This is a genomic window from Lentibacillus salinarum, assembly GCF_042679865.1.
Taxonomy (GTDB): domain Bacteria; phylum Bacillota; class Bacilli; order Bacillales; family Amphibacillaceae; genus Lentibacillus; species Lentibacillus salinarum.
In genome coordinates, this window is the sequence record NZ_JBHTNH010000002.1 from 109,768 (window position 1) to 135,523 (window position 25,756).

26 protein-coding genes are annotated in these 25,756 nt (G+C 44.1%); 25 read left to right on the plus strand and 1 reads right to left on the minus strand.

Annotated features, from left to right (window positions below; translation table 11 throughout):
- Positions 1 to 49: 49 nt before the first annotated feature.
- Positions 50 to 286: an acyl carrier protein gene (gene acpP, locus ACFQ4A_RS01280; protein WP_382397020.1), complete on the plus strand. Its 237-nt coding sequence runs from the start codon at positions 50 to 52 to the stop codon at positions 284 to 286.
- A 102-nt stretch (positions 287 to 388) separates the two neighbouring features.
- On the plus strand, positions 389 to 1,072 hold the full coding sequence (gene rnc / locus ACFQ4A_RS01285; protein WP_382397021.1) for a ribonuclease III: 684 nt from the start codon (positions 389 to 391) through the stop codon (positions 1,070 to 1,072).
- 129 nt (positions 1,073 to 1,201) lie between these two features.
- Here rnc and ACFQ4A_RS01290 read toward each other — a convergent pair whose 3' ends face one another.
- The gene (locus ACFQ4A_RS01290; protein ID WP_382397022.1) at positions 1,202 to 1,426 is read right to left on the minus strand and encodes a DUF1128 domain-containing protein; all 225 of its coding nucleotides are present in this window, start codon (positions 1,424 to 1,426) and stop codon (positions 1,202 to 1,204) included.
- A gap of 153 nt (positions 1,427 to 1,579) precedes the next feature.
- Here ACFQ4A_RS01290 and smc point away from each other — a divergent pair, with 153 nt between their 5' ends.
- From smc to codY, 23 genes are all read left to right on the plus strand, one after another.
- Positions 1,580 to 5,146 (plus strand): chromosome segregation protein SMC, encoded by a 3,567-nt coding sequence (smc, locus tag ACFQ4A_RS01295; RefSeq protein WP_382397023.1) that lies wholly within the window; start codon positions 1,580 to 1,582, stop codon positions 5,144 to 5,146.
- Between the two features lie 15 nt (positions 5,147 to 5,161).
- The gene (gene ftsY, locus ACFQ4A_RS01300) at positions 5,162 to 6,163 is read left to right on the plus strand and encodes a signal recognition particle-docking protein FtsY (RefSeq protein ID WP_382397024.1); all 1,002 of its coding nucleotides are present in this window, start codon (positions 5,162 to 5,164) and stop codon (positions 6,161 to 6,163) included.
- Positions 6,164 to 6,229: 66 nt separating this feature from the next.
- Positions 6,230 to 6,547 (plus strand): putative DNA-binding protein, encoded by a 318-nt coding sequence (locus ACFQ4A_RS01305; RefSeq protein WP_382397025.1) that lies wholly within the window; start codon positions 6,230 to 6,232, stop codon positions 6,545 to 6,547.
- Positions 6,548 to 6,560: 13 nt separating this feature from the next.
- Positions 6,561 to 7,904 carry a signal recognition particle protein gene (gene ffh, locus ACFQ4A_RS01310; protein ID WP_382397026.1) on the plus strand — a complete coding sequence of 448 codons (1,344 nt, stop codon included), beginning with the start codon at positions 6,561 to 6,563 and terminating at the stop codon, positions 7,902 to 7,904.
- A gap of 189 nt (positions 7,905 to 8,093) precedes the next feature.
- Positions 8,094 to 8,360 carry a 30S ribosomal protein S16 gene (rpsP, locus tag ACFQ4A_RS01315; protein ID WP_382397027.1) on the plus strand — a complete coding sequence of 89 codons (267 nt, stop codon included), beginning with the start codon at positions 8,094 to 8,096 and terminating at the stop codon, positions 8,358 to 8,360.
- Positions 8,361 to 8,381: 21 nt separating this feature from the next.
- Positions 8,382 to 8,609 carry a KH domain-containing protein gene (locus ACFQ4A_RS01320; protein WP_382397028.1) on the plus strand — a complete coding sequence of 76 codons (228 nt, stop codon included), beginning with the start codon at positions 8,382 to 8,384 and terminating at the stop codon, positions 8,607 to 8,609.
- An 83-nt stretch (positions 8,610 to 8,692) separates the two neighbouring features.
- Positions 8,693 to 9,082, plus strand: coding sequence for a YlqD family protein (locus tag ACFQ4A_RS01325; protein ID WP_382397029.1), 390 nt, complete (start codon positions 8,693 to 8,695; stop codon positions 9,080 to 9,082).
- 11 nt (positions 9,083 to 9,093) lie between these two features.
- On the plus strand, positions 9,094 to 9,606 hold the full coding sequence (gene rimM, locus ACFQ4A_RS01330) for a ribosome maturation factor RimM (protein ID WP_382397030.1): 513 nt from the start codon (positions 9,094 to 9,096) through the stop codon (positions 9,604 to 9,606).
- Positions 9,606 to 10,343: a tRNA (guanosine(37)-N1)-methyltransferase TrmD gene (gene trmD, locus ACFQ4A_RS01335; protein WP_382397031.1), complete on the plus strand. Its 738-nt coding sequence runs from the start codon at positions 9,606 to 9,608 to the stop codon at positions 10,341 to 10,343. Before rimM ends, trmD begins: the two co-directional genes overlap by 1 nt.
- A 118-nt stretch (positions 10,344 to 10,461) precedes the next feature.
- Complete coding sequence (gene rplS / locus ACFQ4A_RS01340; RefSeq protein WP_382397032.1) at positions 10,462 to 10,806, plus strand: 50S ribosomal protein L19; 345 nt, start codon at positions 10,462 to 10,464, stop codon at positions 10,804 to 10,806.
- A gap of 156 nt (positions 10,807 to 10,962) precedes the next feature.
- A complete protein-coding gene (gene lepB / locus ACFQ4A_RS01345) occupies positions 10,963 to 11,523 on the plus strand; it encodes a signal peptidase I (protein WP_382397033.1) in 561 nt (186 codons plus the stop codon).
- Positions 11,524 to 11,534: 11 nt separating this feature from the next.
- Positions 11,535 to 12,389: a ribosome biogenesis GTPase YlqF gene (ylqF, locus tag ACFQ4A_RS01350; RefSeq protein ID WP_382397034.1), complete on the plus strand. Its 855-nt coding sequence runs from the start codon at positions 11,535 to 11,537 to the stop codon at positions 12,387 to 12,389.
- Between the two features lie 205 nt (positions 12,390 to 12,594).
- Positions 12,595 to 13,368, plus strand: coding sequence for a ribonuclease HII (locus ACFQ4A_RS01355; protein WP_382397035.1), 774 nt, complete (start codon positions 12,595 to 12,597; stop codon positions 13,366 to 13,368).
- Positions 13,369 to 13,413: 45 nt separating this feature from the next.
- Positions 13,414 to 15,195: a hypothetical protein gene (locus ACFQ4A_RS01360; RefSeq protein ID WP_382397036.1), complete on the plus strand. Its 1,782-nt coding sequence runs from the start codon at positions 13,414 to 13,416 to the stop codon at positions 15,193 to 15,195.
- Entirely contained in the window at positions 15,192 to 15,461 is a 270-nt protein-coding gene (locus ACFQ4A_RS01365) for an EscU/YscU/HrcU family type III secretion system export apparatus switch protein (protein WP_382397037.1), read from the plus strand. The genes ACFQ4A_RS01360 and ACFQ4A_RS01365 overlap by 4 nt, the downstream gene beginning before the upstream one ends.
- Positions 15,462 to 16,167: 706 nt before the next feature.
- Entirely contained in the window at positions 16,168 to 17,328 is a 1,161-nt protein-coding gene (gene sucC, locus ACFQ4A_RS01370; RefSeq protein WP_382397038.1) for an ADP-forming succinate--CoA ligase subunit beta, read from the plus strand.
- Positions 17,329 to 17,371: 43 nt separating this feature from the next.
- Complete coding sequence (gene sucD, locus ACFQ4A_RS01375; RefSeq protein WP_382397039.1) at positions 17,372 to 18,274, plus strand: succinate--CoA ligase subunit alpha; 903 nt, start codon at positions 17,372 to 17,374, stop codon at positions 18,272 to 18,274.
- 67 nt (positions 18,275 to 18,341) lie between these two features.
- Entirely contained in the window at positions 18,342 to 19,235 is an 894-nt protein-coding gene (dprA, locus tag ACFQ4A_RS01380; protein WP_382397040.1) for a DNA-processing protein DprA, read from the plus strand.
- A 103-nt stretch (positions 19,236 to 19,338) separates the two neighbouring features.
- Positions 19,339 to 21,417 (plus strand): type I DNA topoisomerase, encoded by a 2,079-nt coding sequence (gene topA, locus ACFQ4A_RS01385; protein WP_382397041.1) that lies wholly within the window; start codon positions 19,339 to 19,341, stop codon positions 21,415 to 21,417.
- 370 nt (positions 21,418 to 21,787) lie between these two features.
- Positions 21,788 to 22,663 carry a tyrosine recombinase XerC gene (gene xerC / locus ACFQ4A_RS01390; RefSeq protein ID WP_382397511.1) on the plus strand — a complete coding sequence of 292 codons (876 nt, stop codon included), beginning with the start codon at positions 21,788 to 21,790 and terminating at the stop codon, positions 22,661 to 22,663.
- A 24-nt stretch (positions 22,664 to 22,687) separates the two neighbouring features.
- Complete coding sequence (gene hslV, locus ACFQ4A_RS01395) at positions 22,688 to 23,236, plus strand: ATP-dependent protease subunit HslV (RefSeq protein ID WP_382397042.1); 549 nt, start codon at positions 22,688 to 22,690, stop codon at positions 23,234 to 23,236.
- Positions 23,237 to 23,251: 15 nt separating this feature from the next.
- A complete protein-coding gene (gene hslU / locus ACFQ4A_RS01400) occupies positions 23,252 to 24,646 on the plus strand; it encodes an ATP-dependent protease ATPase subunit HslU (protein WP_382397043.1) in 1,395 nt (464 codons plus the stop codon).
- A gap of 30 nt (positions 24,647 to 24,676) precedes the next feature.
- Entirely contained in the window at positions 24,677 to 25,456 is a 780-nt protein-coding gene (gene codY / locus ACFQ4A_RS01405) for a GTP-sensing pleiotropic transcriptional regulator CodY (protein ID WP_382397044.1), read from the plus strand.
- Positions 25,457 to 25,756: the final 300 nt, after the last annotated feature.

A 25,756-nucleotide genomic window follows, 5' to 3' on the forward strand; every position in this document is an offset into this window, starting at 1 on the left:
ATGAACCGATTTCTGCACCTGAACACTTACTGAAAGGGGGTGACAAATCGTGGCCGATGTTTTTGATAAAGTAAAAGAAATCATTGTCGATAAACTTGAAGTGGAAGAATCACAAGTGACCATGGAAGCTTCTTTTAAAGACGATCTTGAGGCTGATTCACTTGATGTGGTTGAACTTGTTATGGAACTTGAAGATGAGTTTGACATGGAAATCGCTGATGAAGAAGCTGAAAAAATCAATACGGTTGGGGATGCTGTCAACTACATAAACAGCAATCAGTCCTAATTGAATATAGCACTTATGAAGTCCCGCACCACGCGGGGCTTTCTGTCCATTTCATCTTCTGTAAACTGTACCTAATCTTCGTATGGAGTGGTGAACACTGACATGAATCTCTCACAATTGGAAAAAAAACTTGGCATCACATTTAACGATCAAGATCTGCTGAAACAGGCCTTTACGCATTCATCTTATGTGAATGAGCATCGGGATAAACACTTTTCGGATAACGAACGATTGGAATTTTTGGGTGATGCTGTTCTGGAACTCGGTGTTTCCCAATATTTATACAAGCAAAAAGAACAATTGCCGGAAGGGGATTTGACCAAACTGCGCGCATCAATTGTATGTGAACCGTCCTTGTTCGAATTTTCCCGCGAATTAAGTTTCGGTGATTATCTGCTGCTTGGCCGGGGTGAGGAACAATCCGGCGGCCGTGAGCGACCGGCCATATTGGCAGATGTGTTTGAGGCATTTCTGGGGGCATTGTACCTGGATCAGGGATACGATGTCGTCATTCAGTTCCTGAAAATGTATGTTTATCCGAAAATAACAACAGGTGCTTTTTCGCATGCGATGGATTATAAGAGCAAGCTGCAGGAGCATGTTCAGCGGGATCGCGACCATAGCATCGACTATGTGATCGCCGACGAAAAGGGGCCGTCCCATGACAAGGAATTTGTTGCGCAGGTTGTTATAAATGGGGATGTATCAGGAGAAGGTACAGGCCATACCAAAAAAGAGGCTGAACAGCGCGCCGCCAAGCATGCACTGGATACGTTGGACGATTAACATAAATGTCGTTATGCAAGGCAAAATCGAGGGTTTAAAATGAATTCGTGGACGCTGAAGATAGCTCCCCAAAAAAACTGGTTCGTGTTTCGGCCGAACCAGTTTTTTCTCTTTCTATCCATTTAGATGCTATGATTTCCTGACAGACCGCAGCTCAGCAATGAATGCCTGGGTTTCGGATGCACTCAACTGGCCCTTTTGTTTGATCATATCATACATAAACTTAATGTCCTCGTATTTATCCAAATCATAATCTTCCGCATCCATCAGTTCACGATTGACGACACTTAACTGTTCAGCCAGTTCATCCAGCATAAATTTCAGGTTTTCCTGCGTCGAATTTTCCAGATTCACATGAACACTCCTTTGATTAATAGTCCACAAAGCTTATGTATCGGATTAAGCCTTCTTTTGTGCTTCTCTTTATGATAAAATAAATGCGTTAAATTGCCAACCCGGACTTGTGACATGTTTGTACGATCCCTGAAAGAAATTAGGAGAATGGTTATGTATTTGAAACGATTGGAAAGTGTGGGCTTTAAGTCATTTGCTGAGCGGATCAGTATCGACTTTGTACCGGGCGTCACCTCGGTCGTGGGTCCGAATGGAAGCGGAAAAAGCAATATCACCGATGCGATAAGATGGGTGCTGGGTGAACAGTCAGCCCGGTCATTAAGGGGCTCGAAAATGGAAGATGTCATCTTTCAAGGCAGTGACACAAGGCGGGCACTTAATGTCGCGGAAGTAACACTTGTACTGGATAACAGTGATAAGGAGCTGCCGCTTGACTATGAGGAAGTGAGTGTCACCAGGCGTGTCTATCGTTCCGGTGAGAGTGAATTTTACCTTAACAAACAGTCCTGCCGATTGAAAGATATTGTCGATTTATTTATGGACTCAGGACTTGGGCGGGAAGCATTCTCGATTATCAGTCAGGGAAAAGTTGAGGAGATACTCAGTTCCAAAGCGGACGAACGGCGCAGCATATTTGAAGAAGCTGCCGGTGTTTTAAAGTACAAGCAGCGCAAGAAAAAAGCCGAGTATAAATTAGCCGAAACACAAGAAAACTTAAATCGTGTGGAAGATATTATTCATGAAATCGAACAGCAAATTGAACCATTGAAAGAGCAGGCGGAAACAGCCCGTCAATATCTCGATAAAAAAGAACAGCTGAAACAGTATGACATCTCCTTGCTTATTACAGAGATTGAGCAACTTCATGGTGAGTGGCAAGGATTACTGGATGAACTGGAGAAGGAAAAGACTGATGAACTGAACCAGAAAACAGCCATACAGACAAAAGAATCTGAACTTGAACAAGAACGGCAAGCACTCCAAAAGCTTGATGAGACGATTGAACAGCTGCAGGCAAACCTATTATCGACCACACAGCAGCTGGAACAATATGAAGGCAAAAAACACGTCTTCAATGAACGGACAAAACACTTCAGCGAAAATAAGGAAAAGCTTGAAGCGCAGAAGAAGGAAACAGCCGAGCGGATCGAGATGCTTAAGTATGAGCTCAGCCAGGAAAACGTGAAACGATCATCACTGCAGGAAAGCCGCGACGAAACGAAAGACCGGGTAAAACAGCTGCAGGCAAACCTGACAACAGACAGGGAAAACATAGTCGAACAAATCGAGGAACTGAAATCGGATTATATCGAGTACTTGAATCAACAGGCTGCTAAACGGAACGAAAAACAATCGATCCAGCAACAACTGGACCAAATTGCCGGAAAGAAAGACAAGCAAGTTGAAAAATTTGAAGATCTGCTGGCGGAGCGACAAGACCTCAGCACAAACACGGAAAAGCTGAAATCGGATTACGCCCGGCAGGAAGCGATCTATCAAACGAAATCTCAGGAAGTCCAGCACATGAAGGAAGACCTAACGGCCAAACGTCATGCCTTTCAGGAAGCACAGACAAAGTTATACCAGGGCTATCAACATATTGAAAAGCTGAAGTCCAAAAAAGAGATGCTGGAAGATATGAAAGAAGATTTTCAAGGCTTTTTCTACGGGGTTAAGGCTGTACTCAAAGCCCGGGAGGAAAAGAAACTTGACGGGATCCATGGGGCTGTGATCGAACTGGTTGATGTTCCTAAGCAGTATATTACCGCGATTGAAACCGTATTAGGTGGTCAGGCCCAGCATGTTGTTGTCAATGACGACAAGAAAGCACGCCAGGCCATTAGTTGGCTGAAAAAGACGAACAGCGGCCGCGCGACTTTTTTACCGCTCAGTTCGATTCAGGCACGGTTTGTTCCGAAAGATATGCTGGCAAAAGCGGCGGACCATTCCGGATTTGTCGGGGTTGCCAGTGACCTTGTGTCGGCACCATCTGAATTTCAAAAAGCGGTTAACCATCTAATGGGCCATGTCCTTGTCGCTAAAACACTGAAAGATGCCAATGAAATCGCAGGACTCGTAAAACGCAAACATCGCGTTGTTACACTTGAAGGTGATGTTGTTAATCCGGGTGGGTCCATGTCCGGTGGCGCGCAGAAAAAATCAAAACAATCGTTATTCACGAGGGAAAAAGATTTGCAGGACGTGACGGAAAAACTCGAGGACTTCCAACAAAAAGCAAACACCTTTGAGAAGCAGGTTGATAAGCAAAAGCGTGCGATCAGCCAACTGGAACAGGCGATAGCAACAGAAGAAGACCAGGCCAGCAAAGAACAGGAAAGACTGCAGGAAATGCGCGCATCCTGCAAAGAAGCTGAAATGAAACTGGCATCATTGAATGATAATCTTGCGCTATATGACCAGGATAAGCAGCAGTTTGACCAGGATACGAGTGACTTGACATCACGCGACGAACAGCTGACTAAAGAGCTCGACACCATTTCCGAACAGCTCAAAACAACGCAACAGCAAATCGATAAGCTGACTGAGCAGGAGACAGCATTCCAGGAAAATCAGGATCAGCTGAAAGAAGATTACCAGCAGGCACAAGTGACTTTGGCCGAGCAGGAAGAACGTCTGAAAAACCAGCGTGAAAAAACAAACAGCTTACAGACACAGTTAAGTGATTACCAAGAACAGTATGACGTGGTTGCCAATGACCTGAATGAGCTGCTGGATATGCAAAATGCTGAGGAAACTGAAGAAGAAATCGAGGCCAAAATTTCTGAGGCAAAAACGACTAAAGACACGGTCACAGCGAAAATCCAGGAAATGCGCGCCAATCGTTCCGAACGCACCCAGCTCTTGCAGGATCAGGACCGTGAACTGAAAGAAGAAAATAAACAGCATCAGGCATTTAAAGAAGCCATTCAGGAAAAAGAAGTGAAAGCAAACCGCCTTGATGTCGAGCTGGAAAACCGTCTGTCCAGACTGCAGACGGAATATACGATGACATTTGAAAAAGCCATGCAAGACTATGATAAGACAGATAATATTCAGGAAACACAATCGATGGTAGAGCAAATTAAACAGGCGATCAACCAGCTGGGAACAGTTAATTTGGGTGCTATTGATGAACATGACCGTATTTCCGAGCGGTATGACTTTTTGTCCGGGCAGCAAACCGATCTAGTGGAAGCAAAACAGACATTACATGCCGTCATTGCGGAAATGGATGAAGAAATGGAAAAACGGTTTGGCGCCACGTTCGGACAAATTAAAGAGGAGTTTTCCCTTGTCTTCAAGCAATTATTCGGTGGCGGGAAAGCTGAACTGAAATTGACCGATCCGAAAAATCTGCTTGATACCGGTGTGGAAATTATTGCCCAGCCGCCCGGTAAGAAACTGCAGCATCTTGGACTGCTGTCAGGGGGGGAACGGGCACTCACGGCGATTGCCTTATTATTTGCCATACTCCGTGTCCGACCGGTGCCCTTCTGTGTATTGGATGAGGTGGAAGCAGCGCTTGATGAAGCGAATGTCGTCAGGTTTGCCAAATATTTGCAGACATACAGTGATAATACGCAATTCATTGTTATTACTCACCGCAAGGGAACCATGGAAGAGTCGGATGTGTTGTACGGTATCACGATGCAGGAGTCCGGGGTATCACGTCTCGTATCGGTCCGGCTGGAAGAAACCGAAGAGCTTATCAACGCATAAGGAGGTCATCGTTTCATGGGATTCATGGATAAATTGAAAAACAAATTCAAACAGAATGAAGCGGAAACAGAAGACATTTCCAAAAAATATAAACAAGGCATGGAAAAAACCCGTAACGCGTTTTCCGGTAAAATCAATGATCTGATCGCCCGTTACCGCAAAGTGGATGAAGATTTTTTTGAAGAACTGGAAGAAGTGCTGATTGCCTCGGATGTCGGGGTCAATACCGTGATGGATCTTGTTGATGAGCTGAAAATGGAAGTAAAGCGGCAAAATATAAAGGACACGCGAGAAATGAAGGATGTCATTTCCGAGAAGCTTGTGGCGATCTATTATGAGGATGATAATGAAGAAATTGAACAATTGAATGTGCAGGAAGATGGACTCTCGATTATCCTTGTTGTCGGTGTGAACGGGGTCGGCAAAACAACGTCAATCGGCAAATTGGCTTACAAATTAAAACAGGAAGGTAAACACGTCATGCTGGCCGCAGGTGATACCTTCCGCGCCGGCGCCATTGAACAGCTCGATGTCTGGGGTGAACGAACAGGAGTTGAGGTGATCAAACAAAGTGAAGGCAGTGATCCGGCGGCAGTCATTTTTGATGGCATCAAAGCGGCGACGTCTCGTGATGCCGATGTGTTGATTTGTGACACGGCCGGCCGGTTGCAGAACAAAGTGAATTTAATGAACGAACTGGCCAAAGTGCAGCGTGTCATCGAACGGGAAGTGCCTGACGCCCCGCATGACGTGTTGCTGGTCCTGGATGCGACGACCGGCCAGAACGCGCTGAGCCAGGCAAAGACCTTTTCCGAAGCGACCGACGTTTCGGGGATTATGTTGACCAAATTGGATGGAACGGCAAAAGGCGGCATCGTATTGGCCATTCGGAATGAACTGCAAATTCCGGTCAAATTCGCCGGAATGGGTGAAAAGGCTGAGGATCTTCAGGAATTTGACGCCCACGCATTTGTCTATGGCCTGTTTGCGGACCTGCTTGAAGATGATGCTGAATGATGATAAACTTTTGTAAAGGGATTTCACTTAACATCCGATTTAGCACGGGCGTAAGGGGTGGATGAATTGCTGGAAAAAACGACACGCGTTAATTACTTGTTTGACTTTTATCAGTCGCTGCTGACCCCTAAACAGCGCCGTTATATGGATATGTACTATCGCGAGGACTATTCACTTGGTGAGATTTCCGAATTACTGCAAGTTTCGCGTCAGGCAGTGTATGACAATATCCGTCGGACCGAAAAAATGCTTGAATCCTATGAAAATAAACTTGGCTTATACGATAAATTCCAAAAACGTACGACGATTTTGGACCGGATGGATGAAGCGGCTGATTACAGTGAAATAAAGGCCTTCATCCATCAATTAAAAGAACTAGAGTAGGGGGACACCTTCTATGGCATTTGAAGGACTGGCCGACCGTTTACAGAGCACCATGAAAAAAATCACCGGCAAAGGAAAGGTATCTGAGCAGGATGTCAAGGAAATGACGCGGGAAGTGCGTCTTGCCTTGCTGGAAGCAGACGTTAACTTCAAAGTTGTCAAAGATTTGATCAAACGTATTAAAGAACGTGCTGTTGGACAGGAAGTCATGGAAAGTTTAACACCCGGACAGCAGGTCATTAAAGTTGTCAAAGAGGAATTATCTGAACTGATGGGCGGTGAACAGAGCAAGATAGCTGCCAGCGACCGCCCACCAACCGTTATCATGATGGCTGGTTTGCAGGGTGCCGGAAAAACGACAACCAGTGGTAAACTCGCCAACCATTTACGTAAAAAACACAATCGCTCACCTCTTCTAGTAGCAGCCGACGTTTACCGGCCGGCAGCGATCGATCAGCTGGAAACTGTCGGTCAGCAGCTGGACATGCCTGTTTTCGCCAAAGGGACAGATGCCAACCCGGTTGATATCGCCCGTGAGGCTGTTGAGCAGGCGAAAGCGGAACACCATGATTACGTCATCATTGATACGGCAGGCCGGCTCCATGTTGATGAAAATTTAATGGATGAACTGAAGCAGATCAAAGCCGCCGTCAATCCCGATGAAACCTTTCTCGTTGTCGATGCCATGACCGGTCAGGATGCTGTTAATGTCGCCGAAAGTTTCAACCAACAATTGGAGATATCCGGTGTCGTCCTGACAAAACTTGACGGTGATACACGCGGTGGTGCAGCCCTGTCCATCAAAGCGGTCACCGACAAACCGATCAAGTTTGCCGGTATGGGTGAAAAGCTTGACCAACTGGAGCCGTTCCATCCTGAAGGCATGGCTTCACGGATTCTCGGCATGGGTGACGTATTAAGTCTGATTGAAAAAGCGGAAACGAACGTCAATGAAAAACAGGCAAAAGAACTCGAAGAAAAAATGCGTACCGCGTCATTCACCTTTGACGACTTCCTGGAACAAATGGGACAGGTTAAAAAAATGGGCCCATTGGAAGATATAATGAATATGATCCCTGGTGCCAATAAAATGAAAGGCCTGAAAAATGCGCAAATTGACGAGAAACAACTTGTTTATGTCGAAGCGATCATTCAATCCATGACCAAGGATGAGCGCCAGGATCCAGGCATCATAAATGCCAGCCGAAAGAAACGGATTGCCAAAGGGTCCGGTACGTCCGTATCACAAGTGAACCGGCTATTAAAACAGTTTACTGAAATGAAGAAAATGATGAAACAAATGACCGGCATGCAAAAGGGCAAAAAAGGCAAAGGGATGAATCTGCCGTTCATGTGAATAAGAAAAACTCGTGGCTCCTCTCGTTTTTCCAGAGGTCAGATGCCGGAAGTCGGACTTGAAGAAATCGGCGAATTGCCGATTTAAGGATATAAATTTCATATTTCCTGTAATGGAAAAACACTTTACAGACATTGAACAATCTGTTAGAATCTAAAACTGTGAAACATAATTATTGGAGGTGACATCATGGCAGTTAAAATTCGCATGAAACGTATGGGGTCAAAACGTAATCCATTTTATCGTATTGTTGTGGCTGATTCACGCTCACCTAGAGATGGACGTTTTATTGAACAAATTGGTACGTACAACCCGGTTGTGAACCCAATTGAAGTGAAAATAAATGAGGAAAAAGCACTGAATTGGATGACAAAAGGCGCCAAGCCAAGTGATACTGTCCGTAACCTTTTCTCAAAACAAGGCATCATGAAGAAATTCCACGAACAGAAAAATTAACTGTAAAGTAGTGTGATGATCATGAAAGCCCTGATTGAATCAATTGTGACACCTTTGGTTGATCACCCGGAAGACATCGTTGTGACGGAAACAGAAGAAGAAGCGAAAATCGTCTACCATCTGACCGTTAATGAGAACGATGTCGGAAAGGTGATCGGGAAAAATGGCCGGATCGCCAAGGCGATTCGAACAGTCGTTTATGCTGCCAAGACAGAGGCAAACAAACGCATTTATTTGGATATTATGTAGAGGGAGAGGGCACACCTTTCCCTTTTTAAAAATTGAAAAGATTCATCTCTATACCAAGATCGTTTAGAGAGCGGGGAACCAATATGCAAATCATCAAAAAGGTCCTGATTAAACAAATTGTCACTGAGAAAAGCAAAGAAACATTACGGAACAGCTTTCACGACCATAAAATGCGGCTTGAACAAGAGTGTCAACAATTAAGGTTTGAACAGCGCAAACTCGAGAATAAACGAAGTATGTCGAAGCAGGAGCTTTCCCAGCGGTTCCATCAGGAAATCAAAAATCGCAAAGAAAAGATTAAGCTTGTTGATTTTAAAATCGAACAGCTTGATATCCTGGAGATTGGCAGTGAGATTACTGAAAAAGAAGTTGAGGCTCTTGTTGAGGTGAAAGAAGGTTCGCATTGGAGCACCACCATGGGCGAGTCAGCGATTGTCATAAAAGATGATGTCGTTGTCCGGATTGATGAATAGCAGGTGATGACATGACCGATATGTATAATGTAGGTAAAATCGTGAATACACATGGCATAAAAGGCGAAGTTAAAGTGCAGCGGATCACGGATTTTGATGATCGGTTTGACAACGGCAATCGGTTAATCCTGCAGAAGGAAACCGATCAGGTGCTGAATCTGGAAATTGACGGCCACCGGATCCATAAGGGTTTTGACCTGATTCATTTTAAAGGCTACGACAATATCAATGACGTTGAGCATTTAAAAGGGCTTTATCTGAAAATCGATGAGGAACAGCTGACGGAACTGGCGGAACATGAATTTTATTTTCACGAAATAATCGGCAACCATGTTTATCTCACAAATGGCGAATATATTGGTGAGGTCAAAGAAATTTTGTCACCGGGAGCCAATGATGTGTGGGTCGTTCAACGGGAAAGCGGACCAGATGTATTGGTTCCTTATATTGAAGATGTGGTGAAAGACGTGGACGTTTCTGCTGAAAAAGTGATCATCGAGCCAATGGAAGGACTGCTTGACTGATGCATATTGATGTGTTGACGATATTCCCTGAAATGATCGAGGGCGTTATGAATGCCTCAATATTGAAAAAAGCGCAGGAAAAAGAAAAGTTCAATTACAACCTGGTAAATTTCCGTGACTACTCGGAAAACAGGCATATGAAAGTTGATGACTATCCATACGGAGGCGGCGCAGGTATGGTACTGACACCGCAGCCGCTTTTTGATGCGGTGGACGCTGTTACAAGTGGGAAACAATCAAAACCACGTGTGATCCTATTGTGCCCTCAGGGAGAGCCGTACACCCAGCAAAAAGCAGAAGAATTGGCTGAAGAAGATCACCTTGTGTTCATTTGCGGCCATTATGAAGGCTATGACGAGCGGATTCGGGAACATCTCGTGACGGACGAAATATCTATCGGGGATTATGTCTTGACAGGCGGCGAGCTTGGCGCGATGGTCGTCATTGATAGTATTGTGAGACTGTTGCCGGATGTACTTGGAAATGAAGCATCCGCACCGGAAGATTCCTTTTCAACTGGACTCCTGGAACACCCGCACTACACACGCCCTGCTGACTTCCGCGGCATGAGCGTCCCTGACGTGTTATTGTCAGGGAATCACGCCAAAATTGCTAAATGGCGCAGACAGGAGTCGTTGAAACGGACTTATGAACGGCGGCGAGATTTGCTTGATGATCATAATCTATCGGATGAAGATCGAAATTTCTTAAATGAAATCAGACAGAAAGAGTATTGAACTTACTGTTTTAGTATGGTATATTTATCATTGTGCTTAAGACGTTTTAAGCCGTAAAAACGATGTTCCGCTATCCTTGGCGAGATAAGAGCATTGGTTTGGAAGGAGTTGAAGCAGGATGCAAAACATTATCGAAGAAGTGACAAAGGATCAGCTTCGTACCGATCATCCTGATTTCCGCGCGGGTGACACCGTCAAAGTTCACGTTAAAGTTGTTGAAGGCTCACGTGAACGTATTCAGGTGTTTGAAGGTGTCGTTATCAAACGGCAAGGCGGCGGAATCGGTGAAACATTTACAGTAAGAAAACTTTCTTACGGTGTTGGTGTCGAGCGTACATTCCCGCTGCACTCACCCCGTATTGCGAAAATTGAAGTTTCCCGTCGTGGTATTGTTCGTCGCGCGAAATTGTACTATCTTCGCAATCTGCGCGGAAAAGCAGCACGTATTAAAGAGCGTCGCTAATCCGTCAACTGAAATTGATTTTGTAAAGGGGCTTGTTGCATTCACGCAAGCTCCTTTTTACTTTTAAAAATGTTCAAATCTTATGGGGATGACGTGATATAATAAAAGTAGTCATGTGATAGTGATACATATAACTGGTGCAGGCGGTGGGACTATATGGAGAAAATCAAAAGCGAATGGTTTGACTGGGTAAAGGCATTATTAATTGCTTTCGGTCTGTTTTTTATTATAAGAACGTTCCTCTTTGCCCCGATTGTTGTTGATGGTCCATCGATGATGCCCACATTGCATAACGGGGACCAGATGATTGTCAATAAATTTATTTATCGGATGCAGGAACCTGATCGTTTTGACATCGTGGTGTTTCATGCATCGGATCGGAAAGATTTCATTAAACGGGTTGTCGGCTTACCGGGTGAACATGTTGCTGTTGAGGATGACGTTTTATATATTGACGGCGAGAAAGTGGAAGAGCCCTTTTTGCAAGAACGAAAAGAAAAAAAGCCGTCCTACCAGCCTTTAACGGGTGACTTTCAACTAGAACATCTCCCTGGTGGCTACGAAACAATCCCTGACAATCATGTGCTTGTGTTAGGGGATAATCGGATTAACTCGACAGACAGCCGTATCCTAGGGCTTGTGTCGATGGATCAGATTGTTGGGAAAACAAGTCTGATTTATTGGCCGCTCGACCGAATTCAAACAATACATGATTAGGGTGATGCATAATGACGATACAGTGGTTTCCGGGGCATATGGCCAAAGCTAAACGCGAAGTGGAAGAAAAACTGACACTGGTTGATTTTGTCATGGAACTTGTTGATGCACGTGCACCGCTGTCCTCACAAAATCCAATGCTGCAGGACGTTTTGCAGCAAAAGCCGAAAATGATTGTCATGATGAAAAAAGATCTGGCTGATGACAGGGTAACGGACAAATGGCTGGCTTATTTTAACGATCAGGGTATAGCGGCTGTTGCTATTGATGTGAATCATAAAGCTGATATCAAACGCGTCATTCAAACAGGCAAAGCGCTTAGTCAGACTAAACTAGATAAGCTGAAGGAAAAGGGTGTTAATCCGCGTCCCGCCCGTGCTATGATCCTCGGTATCCCGAATGTCGGCAAATCAACACTGATCAACCGCCTGGCGGATAAAAAGATCGCCCAAATCGGAGATAAACCAGGTGTCACCAAAAAACAGCAATGGATTAAAGTGAAAAATGAATTTGAACTGCTGGATACGCCGGGTATCCTGTGGCCCAAATTTGAGGATGAGATGGTTGGATTCCGGCTTGCAGCTATTGGGACCATTAAGGATCAATTGCTGCCATTGGATGATGTGGTAGCTTTCGCCATTCAGTATATGCAGGAATATTATCCGGAGCAATTGGAAGAACGTTATGGGATTGAACGCAACATGGAAGATATGTGGGATATATTTGTTGCCATCGGCAAGCAGCGTGGCGCACTGGAAAGCGGCGGTCATGTGAATTTCGAAAAAGTGGCCGGTCTGGTTATCCATGATCTGCGGGCAGGTAAGCTTGGAACGATGACACTTGAGACACCTCCGGATAACGCATGATGTCCGGGCGTGTCTTTTTTAGTTTTTAAGTCCTTCTGTTTTCACTGTCAATATAAGCAGCACCAGGGGGTTATCTTCCAAGTATTTTCTAAAATCCAACTAGGGGCGAAGAAATTATTCAGAAGACAAGCGTTCCGAATATATTTTCCTATTCAAATTTTCATAATGCAGCCGATATAAATATTATAGAATATAGGTGATTACGATGCAACAGCACTCGATTGCGGTATTGAAACAATTATTTGCAGCAGATAAATTGGATGAAACATACATAAATGAATTGAAATTGGACGAGCGAAAAGGCGTTCAACGGCTGATAGAACGGTATGAGCAGCAAAAATTAAAAGAAAAAGCATTGGAAGCGGATTTTGTCCGAATGTCCCGGCATGAACAAGCCCACTACGCTAACGGCTGTCATTATATAGCCGGGATGGATGAAGCTGGGCGCGGTCCGTTGGCAGGACCTGTTGTGGCCGCTGCAGTTATTTTACCACGGGATTTTAAACTGCTTGGGTTAAATGATTCCAAACAACTAAATGAGGTAACCCGTGATGAATATTTTGCCATTATTAAAAATGAAGCTTTGAGCTATGGCATTTCCATTATCGACAATCAGAAAATCGATCGGATCAATATCTATGAAGCTACGAAACTGGCCATGCATGATGCCATCTATCAACTGGACCCGGTCCCAGATCATATACTCATCGACGCCGTGTCACTTGATCAATTGCCATGTACGTCTGAAGCCATTACCAAAGGCGACCAGAAAAGTATCTCCATTGCAGCCGCAAGTATATTGGCAAAAGTTACCCGGGATCATTTCATGAAGGAAATAGATGAAGCGTACCCTTGGTATGGTTTTAAGTCCAATATGGGCTATGGGACAAAACAACATCTGGACATGCTCACAGAACGGGGGATCTCGCCATATCACCGGAAAACATTTGCGCCTGTACGCAATGCCGTCAGCCAGTAGGGTTAGTGAAACGTCATTCAACGCTATGGATCGGGAGTGAAATTCATGAATGTACAGCAGCTGCTGTCAGGAAATCGAATAACTTCATCTAATTCGACACAGATTTTAAGACCCGGCCAAATTATGCAGGGACAAATCATGCAACTGTATCCAAATCAGAAAGCACAAATTCAGCTCGGCTCACAAAAGGTGATTGCTCAGCTGGAAGCTTCTTTGTCAGCCGGTGGGAAATACCATTTTCAGGTACAGCCGTCAGATGATGTCATTCATCTGCGTGTTATCGGTGAACAGCTGCAAAATCAAGGTTCCCAAAACGTGATGGCATTGCTTCGGCGGCTGGGGCTGAAAGCATCGAGATCGAATGCAGGCCTATTACAGGCGTTGATAAACGAAAAGATACCCTTTACGAAAGATCAGTTGCAGCGGAGTTTCCAGTTATTGAACAGTGCCCAAAACAGCCGGCAGGCACAACAAACCATCAAAAGCATGATTTCAGCTGGTCTGCCTGTCACCAACTCCGTTTATCAGGCATTAGCCTCTGTAAACACTGCAGGCATGACCGATCAAATGACATCTTTGTTGAACCAACTGAGACAGAACCCTGACCGGACAAGCCTGCAGCAAAATCTCATGAACCGTATCAGCCAGATGGTTGAACCTTCATCCGGCAGCAGTGTACTTGTGAAGCAAATCGCAACAGAAGCATTCAGCCATCAGCAGCAGTTTTTTCAGATTTTAAAGGCTGCCGGTGCTGTTGACGCACGTATGGATTTTTCCAGGTGGCAAGCTGAGTGGACTTCTAACACAAGACAAGATGGCAGCATCAATGGTAAGCTGCCATACCAGCTGAACCATGCTAAAACAATAAGACTGCTTGAGACACTGCAGCAAAATGGGATGAGTATCAGGAATGTATCCCAGGAGTTTCTGCAGCAGTGGTCAGCAACAATTGAAAATGCAGCACTGAACAACCAATCGGTATCAGGAAAAGTTTTTCTGCAATTGAAACAGCAACTGACAAAATCACTCATGCCACTCATGACAACTGCCCAACAAGAGCAGTTCAGCAAACTGATTCAAAATAATCCTGACCAGTTGCAACAGCTGCTTTCAACATTGCAGACCATGGCGGACAAGCAAACATACACTGCAATAGACAACTTATTGACACTGTTCAAAACGGAAAATATCTTTCCGTTTTCTTCACCAAAAGAACAATTTTTAAGTCAGATCCGACAAGTACTGCAATCTGTGGGCTTAAATTATGAAAATCAGCTTGCCAACCATCAGTTTCATGAGCAGCAGCATACGATTAAATCCATGCTATTGCAGCTTATACAGCAAAGTGATGGAGCTGTTGGTGAACGCACGCAGCAGCTCCTGCATTTCCTGAATGGTATGCAAATTCAATCGGTTCATGAATCGGGTAATGCCATCCAGGCGAATCTGCAAGTACCCGGTCAAAAGTTTGGTTTGCCTGATGATCTCCGGCTGGAATTTTCCGGCCATAAAACAGAAGACGGTAAAATTAATCCTGATTCCTGCCGTATTTTATTTTATCTGGACCTAACGAATTTAAACGAAACGATCATTGATATGCATATCCAAAAACGTGCTGTAGCGATAACTATCTACAATGATCAGCAAGGGCATCTGACAGAACAATCAGCTGTATTAAAGCCAATGCTGAAAGAAGGGCTTGAGTCTCTCGATTATCGGCTTTCCACGGTGACGTTTAAACCGATTCATGAAAAAAATCAGTTAGGAAACGAGACCTTAAAAGCAGCCTATTACAAACCGTATCAGGGGGTTGATTACCGAGTATGAATGAAAAACGCCATAAAGCCGTCGCGATGCGCTATGACCAGGATCATGAACAGGCGCCAAAAGTCACAGCAACCGGTAAAGGATTAACAGCCGAAGCGATTATTCAAAAAGCAAACGAAAACAATGTCCCTGTCCAGGAAGATGAATCACTTGTTGAACTACTCGCCGAATTAAATATCAATGAAACGATCCCTGAAGAACTTTACCAAGCTGTAGCCGAAGTGTTTGCTTTCGTGTACAGGACAGATCAGCGGATGGAAAAATAATAAAAATATTTCTATTCGTATCTATAATCGAAAAAAATCGTCAAAAGGGGGCATGGAATTTTTTAAAATATCATACCCCCTTTTGATCGCCTGGATTCGATTATAGTAGTAAATAGCGGTTCGCCTAGCGTTTACATGCGGGATAAAGCGAAACTTCATTCAGTGGAACGGTCTTTTTCCACTGAATGTTAGTTGAGCAGAATCGGACATTTACGGACACTTATCCCCTGTATTGAGGGGTATTAGTGTCCGTTACATGCGGGATAAAGCGAATCTTCATTCAGTGGAACGGTCTTTTTCCACTGAATGTTAGTTGAGCAGAATCGGACATTTACGGACACTTATCCCCTGCATTGAGGGGGGGTTAGTGTCCGTTACATGCGGGATAAAGCGAAACTTCATTCAGTGGAACGGTCTTTCTCCACTGAATGTTAGTTGAGCAGAATCGGACATTTACGGACACTTATCCCCTGTATTGAGGGGTATTAGTGTCCGTTACATGCGGGATAAAGCGAAACTTCATTCAGTGGAACGGTCTTTCTCCACTGAATGTTAGTTGAGCAGAATCGGACATTTACGGACACTTATCCCCTGTATTGAGGGGTATTAGTGTCCGTTACATGCGGGATAAACCGCTAATTCTTGTGAAATCTATCGTTTTTTTATACAATAGGACATGCAGTGAAATTTGATGGGAGGATGAAAGATGAACATTCATGAGTATCAAGGTAAAGATATTTTGCGCGAGTCCGGCGTAAGTGTTCCGAACGGGCATGTCGCATATACAGTTGACGAAGCAGCCAGCGCTGCCAAAAAACTTAACAGTGATGTAACCGTTGTAAAAGCGCAAATCCATGCCGGCGGCCGTGGTAAAGCCGGTGGTGTTAAAATTGCTAAACATCTGGATGATGTGCGTACATATGCTAATGAAATTTTGGGCAAAAATCTTGTGACACATCAGACCGGTCCTGAAGGTAAAGAAGTAAAACGTTTGTTAATAGAAGAAGGCTCTGATATTCAAAACGAATATTATGTGGGACTTGTTCTGGACCGTGCCACTTCCCGTGTTGTCATGATGGCCTCAGAAGAAGGCGGGACAGAAATTGAGGAAGTAGCCGCCGAAACACCGGAGAAAATATTCAAAGAAGTGATCGATCCTGTCGTCGGGCTTTCAGGTTATCAGGCTCGCAGACTGGCATTTAATATCAATATTCCCGATGAGTTACTCGGTAAAGCAGCGAAATTCATGATTGGGCTTTATAACGTATTTGTTGACAAAGATTGTTCCATTGCGGAAATTAACCCGCTCGTTACAACAGGTGACGGCGAGGTGATGGCACTTGATGCCAAATTAAACTTTGATGATAACGCATTGTTCCGTCATAAAGATATCGGGGAGTTGCGTGATCTGGAAGAAGAAGATGAAAAAGAAATCGAAGCGTCCAAGTATGATTTGAGTTATGTAGCACTAGATGGCAATATCGGCTGTATGGTTAACGGTGCAGGGCTTGCGATGTCAACGATGGATATAATCAAACATTACGGCGGTGAGCCTGCTAACTTCCTTGATGTCGGTGGTGGTGCAACAGCAGAAAAAGTTACAGAAGCATTTAAAATCATTTTGTCCGATTCAAATGTGAAAGGTATTTTCGTCAATATTTTCGGTGGCATCATGAAGTGTGATGTGATTGCCGAAGGTGTAGTGGAAGCGACTAAACAAGTAGGCCTCGATATTCCGCTTGTTGTAAGACTTGAAGGCACTAATGTCGAACAGGGCAAACAAATTCTTGATGAATCAGGATTAAATATTACGTCAGCCGGTTCGATGGCAGATGGCGCAGAAAAAATCGTTTCCGCTGTTAAGTAAATATTGGAAAACAAACAGATAACCCAAGAAAGGACGGACGAAAATGAGTATATATGTTGATAAAGACACAAAAGTAATTGTTCAGGGAATTACCGGCGGAACAGCCAAATTCCATACGAAACAAATGCTCGAATATGGAACCAAAATTGTCGGCGGCGTCACACCGAAAAAAGGTGGTACAGAAGTGGAAGGTGTTCCCGTTTTCAATACGGTTAAAGATGCTGTTGACGCAACCGGCGCTAATGCCTCGGTTGTCTATGTACCGGCACCAGCTGCAGCAGATGCCATTCTGGAAGCAGTTGATGCAGAGCTGGATCTGGTCATTTGTATTACAGAGCATATCCCGGTCATGGATATGGTCAAGGTAAAACGTGCCATGGAAGGCAAAAAGACACGTCTTGTAGGCCCGAACTGCCCGGGCGTTATCACGGCTGATGAAAGCAAAATCGGTATCATGCCGGGTTATATCCATAAAAAAGGACACATTGGTGTTGTTTCACGTTCAGGTACATTAACGTACGAAGCAGTGCATCAGTTGTCCGAAGCTGGATATGGTCAGACGACTGCGGTCGGAATTGGCGGGGACCCGGTCAATGGCACGAATTTTATCGATGTCCTGAAAGCCTTTAATGATGATCCGGAAACAGAAGCTGTCGTCATGATTGGTGAGATTGGCGGCACAGCTGAAGAAGAAGCCTCTGAATGGGTTAAAGCGAACATGGATAAACCAGTTGTCGGCTTCATTGGCGGCGCAACAGCACCTCCTGGAAAACGGATGGGTCACGCCGGTGCCATCATTTCCGGCGGCAAAGGAACGGCTGATGAAAAAATCCGCGTTATGAATGAAGCTGGGATTAAAACAGCTGATACACCGGCTGACATCGGTGAGACCATGATTAACGTCTTAAAAGAAAACGGTTTGCAGGAAAAATGTAAAACGCACTAAAGATAACCTGGAACCCAAAGGTGGTACATCTTTGGGTTCCAATCTATCAAAAAAGGGGTGTGATTGGTTGGAAATCATACGTAAGCGCTTAATTCATATCCACCGATGCCGCGGGGTTACGCGCAGAACCATCCGGAAATTTATCCGCTACGATCCTTCACTGAAAAGTATCTATCATCTTTCTGCCTCTGAAATCAGCCGGTTTTTTTCGTTACCTCCGAATAAAGCCTCCATATTTCATTCAGACCTGAGAAATACAGCATTAAAACACCGTATTCTGCATGACCTGAAATCTATCACCGTGATAACAGTAGTTGACGGTTTATATCCTAATGTGTTAAAAACTATAAAAGATGCGCCAATGGTTCTATATGCTATAGGCAATACCAATTTACTAACGCAAAGTCCGCTATTGAGCGTAATCGGTACAAGACGGCCATCACGTGAAGCGATGTTAAAAATGGAAAAATACGTGCTGCCCCTGATTCAAAACGACTGGGTCATTGTCAGTGGCATGGCAGCAGGGATTGACAGTTATGCACATCGGCTAGCGATCAATCATAATGGAAAAACAATTGCTGTCATGGGCAGTGGTTTCAATCACATCTACCCTAGACAAAACAGCCACCTTTTCAGACAGATTGCCACTGAAGGATTATTGTTGTCCGAATACCCTCCTGACACCCCGCCGGAACGGTACCACTTTCCAGAACGCAACCGGATTATCAGCGGATTAAGTTTTGGGACATTCGTAATTGAAGCCACTGAAAAAAGCGGGACATTAATAACGGTGGATCAGGCATTGGATCAGGGGAGAGATGTCTATGCCCTTCCAGGCTCACCGCTGACCCCACATACAGTTGGATGTCATCAAATGATCCAGGATGGTGCCAAGCTTGTGCAGGACCCGGAAGATATCCTAGAGGACTGGATGAGGATTCAACCGAATTGGGTCATATGACCAAATAGACGCTCATAACATATTTGACAAACACCGTATAACTATTTAGTATTAGTGACGATTTTTCATGCAACACAGGAATGCAAATCTGGGAGGAAACGATATGTCTGATTATCTGGTGATTGTGGAATCGCCGGCGAAAGCGAAAACCATCGAACGTTATTTGGGAAAGAAATATAAAGTTAAAGCATCGATGGGTCATGTGCGTGACTTGCCGAAAAGTCAAACGGGTGTCGACCCTGATAATCAATTTAAACCGAAATATATTACCATTCGCGGTAAAGGGGATGTGCTGAAAGAATTAAGAACAGCAGCCAAAAAAGCCAAAAAAGTTTATCTTGCGGCTGACCCCGACCGCGAAGGTGAAGCCATTGCCTGGCATTTGGCCTATGCGTTAAATGTTGAGGAAGATTCTGAATGCCGGGTCGTTTTCAATGAAATCACAAAAGACGCTATCAAGGAATCATTTAAGCATCCGCGTTCCATTGATTATGATCTCGTTGATGCCCAGCAGGCCAGACGCATTCTCGACCGGCTTGTCGGGTATAACATAAGTCCATTATTATGGAAAAAAGTTAAAAAAGGATTAAGCGCCGGAAGGGTTCAATCAGTAGCTGTTAAGATGATCATTGACCGTGAAAAAGAAATAGAGAATTTCAAACCGGAAGAATACTGGTCAATCGACGCCCAATTTCAAAAAGATAAGGATGTTTTTGAAGGCTCCTTTTATGGTGTGGATGGCAAAAAGCAGGAACTGAAATCCGAAGCTGATGTCAAAAAAATCACGAACAAGCTGGACGGTGAGCGCTTCTCTGTTGATAAAGTGAATAAACGTGAACGCAAACGCAATCCGGCCAAGCCATTTACCACATCATCACTGCAACAGGAAGCAGCCCGAAAGCTTAATTTCCGAGCGAAAAAAACCATGATGGTGGCCCAGCAATTATATGAAGGGATTGATTTGGGTAAAAAATCCGGTGGCATCACGGGTTTAATCACGTATATGCGTACCGATTCTACCCGTATTTCGGATACAGCAAAACAAGAGGCTAAAAGCTATATTGAGGAACATTACGGGAAAAGTTATTTGGGTTTTCCCGGAAAGGCCAAAAAGCAGCAAGGTGCCCAGGATGCCCACGAAGCCATCAGGCCGACATCTGCCGTGCGTGATCCGAAATCATTAAAAGAAATATTATCACGTGACCAATATCGTCTTTATAAACTTATTTGGGAACGTTTTCTGGCAAGTCAGATGGCTCCGGCTGTGATGGATACAATGACGGTCCACTTGCTCAATAATGGTGTGGAATTTCGGGCAACCGGCTCAAAAGTGAAATTTAAAGGATTCATGAAAGTATACGTTGAAGGAACGGACGACAAGAAAAAAGACGACAATAAATTGCTGCCTGATTTGACGGAAGGTATGGTGGTGGATGCGAAAGGGGTTACACCAAATCAGCACTTCACCCAGCCGCCACCAAGGTATACCGAAGCAAGATTGGTCCGGACGATGGAAGAGCAGGGGGTTGGACGACCTTCAACCTATGCGCCCACACTCGACACGATACAGCGCAGGGGATATGTGCAGCTCGATAATAAACGGTTTGTCCCCACTGAACTTGGCGGGATTGTCACGGACATCCTGAAGGAGTTTTTTCCAAAAATCATCGATGCTGATTTTACAGCAAAAATGGAAGAGGACTTGGATGCCGTTGAAGCGGGAAAAACAGAATGGATAAACGTGCTTGATGAATTTTACGGCGGTTTCCGGGAACGCCTGGAAAGAGCGGAACAGGAAATGGAAAAGATAGAAATCCGTGATGAGCCTGCCGGCATAACATGTGAAAACTGTGGCCATGAGATGGTTTATAAAATGGGACGATATGGCAAATTCCTGGCTTGTTCTAACTTTCCGGAGTGCCGGAATACGAAGCCGATTTTAAAGAAAATTGGCGTCACGTGCCCCAAATGCCAAAAAGGAGATGTCGTTGAACGGAAATCGAAAAAGAACCGGAAATTCTTTGGATGTGACCGTTATCCAGAGTGTGATTTTGTCTCCTGGGATAAACCGATTGCCAGACCATGTCCGAAATGCGAATCGTTGCTTGTGGAAAAGAAGACGAAAAAAGAATCAAGGGTGCAATGCACGAATTGTGACTACAGGGAAAGCGCCGATAACTGACTGCCTGGAAACGACAGGCAGTTTTCTTTTGCCATTTTCAGGGTATGTTGCTAAATATGACCCTGTACTTTTCACATTTCAGCCATAGAAATGGAAGTATTTTGATAATTATATTCTTATTTATTGACTATTTAAAATCAAACAGATATAATAGCGCATTGGTAAGGTAATTTACTTGACAGCTCATCCAATCATTAATAATGTAAAACAGTATGGTCGGCTTGCTTATTTTTACAGGTTTGAATTTGTTTCTGAATTTTGATACAATTTTGTTAAGTTTGTTGCTTCACGTTTATGTCTGTGGTACACTTTATTCGCTGTACAGCGGGGTGTGAATTTGAGACCATTCAACGACTTGAGCCAGGCTTTTATGGAATATTTGCAAATTGAGCGGAATGCATCACCATTTACAGTACGCTATTACAGGGACGATCTGGAAAACTTTTTCAACTTTTTACGTGAAGAAAGTATCAGGTCACTTCAGGATGTGAATCATCGTACTGTTCGTTTGTATCTGACAAGGCTGTATGAACGGAAACTTGGACGTCGCTCTGTCTCCCGGAAAATTTCCAGTCTGAAAAGTTTTTACCGGTTTTTGGAGCGCCATTATCAGATAACGGCTAATCCGTTTATCAATATCAATCTGCCTAAAGCTACAAAAGCCATTCCAGGGTTTCTGTATTCAGAGGAATTGGAAAAATTGTTTGATATAAGCGATCTGACCGATCCTATCGGCCAGCGGAATCAGGCTTTAATTGAAATACTCTACGCCACGGGCATACGTGTCAGTGAGTGCAGCACCCTGAAACCGGGAGATATTGATTTTACGATTGGGACATTATTTGTGACGGGGAAAGGCAATAAGGAAAGGTATATTCCATTTGGTCGTTTTGCCGAGATAGCCCTGGAAACTTACATAAATGATGGCCGGGAGAAATTGCTGGATAAAGCAGCATCGTCTGCTGATGCTGTCTTTTTGAATGCCAGAGGGGGCCCGTTAACGGCGAGAGGCATACGCCTGATTTTAAATAAAATGGTGGAAAAAGCTGCCCTTACCGTTCATGTTCACCCTCATAAGCTTCGGCATACGTTTGCAACCCATATGCTGAACGAGGGTGCTGATCTCCGCACCGTTCAGGAGTTGCTGGGACATGAGAATTTATCATCAACTCAAATATATACGCATGTCACAAAAGATCGATTGCGTCATGTCTATATGAACAGCCATCCGAGAGCGAAAGAATAATCTTCTTTAAAAGAGGTGATGAACGTGACAACTGATATGCATGCCACAACCATTTTTGCTGTCAGGTATAAAGGACAGTGTGCGATGAGCGGCGACGGCCAAGTCACCATGGGCAACGCTGTTGTTATGAAACATAAGGCCAAAAAAGTCCGGAGATTGTATAAAGACCAGGTGCTTGCCGGGTTTGCCGGATCTGTAGCTGATGCTTTTACCTTATTTGAAAAGTTTGAAGAAAAATTGGAATCCTTCGACGGCAATCTTGCCAGGGCTGCCGTTGAACTGGCAAAAGAATGGCGAAGCGACAAAGTTCTTCGCAAATTGGAAGCCATGCTGATTGTCATGAATAAGGAAAAGATGTTTCTGGTATCCGGTACCGGTGAAGTGATCGAGCCTGATGATGGCATTCTTGCGATTGGCTCCGGCGGGAACTATGCATTGAGTGCCGGGAGGGCATTAGTCAGACACGCAAACAATCTTTCGGCAAGGGAAATCGCTCAGGCGGCCTTGGAGATAGCCGGTGAAGTTTGTATTTACACAAATGACCATATAACGCTGGAGGTACTTGATGATTAAGGAGGCCTTGGTTGAATGGGTATAGATTATACACCGAAACAAATCGTGGAAAAGCTGGATCGATACATTGTCGGCCAATCAGATGCCAAAAAGTCGGTTGCTGTGGCGTTGAGGAACCGGTACCGGCGTATGAGGCTTGATGAGAGCATTAAAGATGAAATCGTCCCGAAAAACATTCTGATGATCGGCCCCACTGGTGTAGGTAAAACTGAAATCGCACGCCGTCTGGCTAATATGGTCAGTGCACCGTTTGTAAAAGTGGAAGCGACCAAATTTACTGAGGTTGGCTATGTTGGCCGCGATGTTGAGTCAATGGTCCGGGACCTGGTGGAAATGGCTTTAAGGATGGTCAAGGAAGAGAAAATGGAAGAGGTGAAAGACCGGGCGGAACAGGCAGCTAATAAAAAGCTGGTCGAACTGCTTGTTCCACAGGCAAAAAAACAAAACAATGTGAAAAATCCATTTGAAATGTTATTCTCTACCGAGGACGATGAAGAAGACAACGGTGATTCAACGGCTCAAAACGATGAAATCAGAAATAAACGTAAACGCATAGAACATCAGCTGGCCCTGGGAGAATTAGAAGACAAGATGGTGACAGTTGAGATTGAGGAGACATCCCCATCCATGTTTGATATGCTGCAAGGATCCGGTATGGAACAAATGGGCATGAACATGCAGGATGCTTTCAGTCAGTTTATGCCGAATAAGAAGAAAAAACGCAAGCTTCCTGTATCTGAGGCAAGGAAGGTGCTAACGACACAGGAAGCCCAGAAGCTTATAGATATGGATGAAGCAGCACAGGAAGCCATCAATCGCGCTGAACAGTCAGGGATATTGTTTATCGATGAGATAGATAAAGTATCGGGACAGCAGGATAATGCGACCAATGTATCACGTGAAGGTGTGCAGCGGGATATACTGCCGATTGTGGAAGGCTCAACGATCGTTACCAAACATGGGCCTGTCAAGACAGACCATATGCTATTTATTGCTGCAGGTGCCTTTCATACAGCCAAACCATCGGATCTCATACCAGAGTTACAAGGAAGATTCCCGATTAGAGTGGAGCTGGAAAAGCTGGCTGTTGAAGATTTTAAACGTATATTAAAAGAACCATCCAATGCTTTATTGAAGCAATATTCGGCATTATTAAAAACAGAAGGTATAAATGTTGTGTTTACGGACAATGCTGTAGATAGATTGGCAGAAATTGCCCTCCAGGTGAACCAGGAAACGGACAATATTGGGGCAAGAAGACTTCACACCATACTGGAAAAACTACTGGAGGATTTATCGTTTGAAGCCCCGGATATCAACATGGAAACAATTGAAATTACAGACGATTACGTCGACGATAAGTTAAGTGATATCGTAAAAGACAAAGATTTGAGTCAATTTATTCTATAAGATGAGTAGTGAAATGGAGGCTAATTTAAGATGGAACTTTTAGAACGCGCAAGAAAGATTAATGCTATGCTACAAAAAACAACAGGGAAATCGGTCAATTTCAATGATATGTCGGCAACCCTCAGAGATGTCATTAAGGGAAATGTGTTTATTGTCAGCCGACGGGGCAAATTATTGGGTTATGCGATTAATCAGGAAATTGAAAATGAACGTATGAAATCGATGCTGGAAGAGAGACAATTTCCGGAAGAGTACACCCACGGGTTATTTAATATTTATGAAACAACTGCAAATCTGGATATTGACAGCCCATTTACGGCCTTTCCGGTTGAAAATCGTGAATTATTCAAAAGCGCTTTGACGACGATTGTCCCGATAATTGGCGGCGGCGACCGATTGGGCACACTGGTGCTGGGCAGATTGTCAGACAGTTTCAATGAGGATGATCTGCTTCTGGGCGAATACGGTGCCACCGTTGTCGGGATGGAAATCCTGCATGAGAAAACGGAAGAAATTGAAGTGGAAGCCAGAAGTAAAGCTGTTGTCCAAATGGCCATCAGTTCGCTTTCCTACAGTGAGTTGGAAGCTATCGACCACATTTTTGAAGAATTGAATGGTCATGAAGGTTTGCTTGTTGCCAGCAAGATTGCGGACAGAGTCGGCATTACACGTTCTGTTATCGTTAACGCGCTAAGAAAACTGGAAAGTGCTGGTGTGATTGAATCCCGCTCACTGGGTATGAAAGGAACCTACATTAAAGTATTAAATGATAAGTTCCTTGTCGAACTGGAGAAACTACGCTCCAGATAAATCGGATTGCTAATGGTTCTTTTCCCCTATACTGATCAACAATCAGATCGATGACAAAAACGGTTATCACAACGATAACCGTTTTTTTAATAAAAAATTTTCAGGGTAGTTTTATAGTTGAAAATGGCTAAATAATTGCAGATTTTACCAATATGAGGGTTTATAAATAGGTCAAAAGTCTTGGGTATTTATAACCAAATAATTTCTCCGAAGCGTAAACTGTCGAAATATGATGGACTTTAATTCTATTTTAAATTACAATGTTCGTATGAACAGGGTTGTTTGTGACCGTTGCTGTTT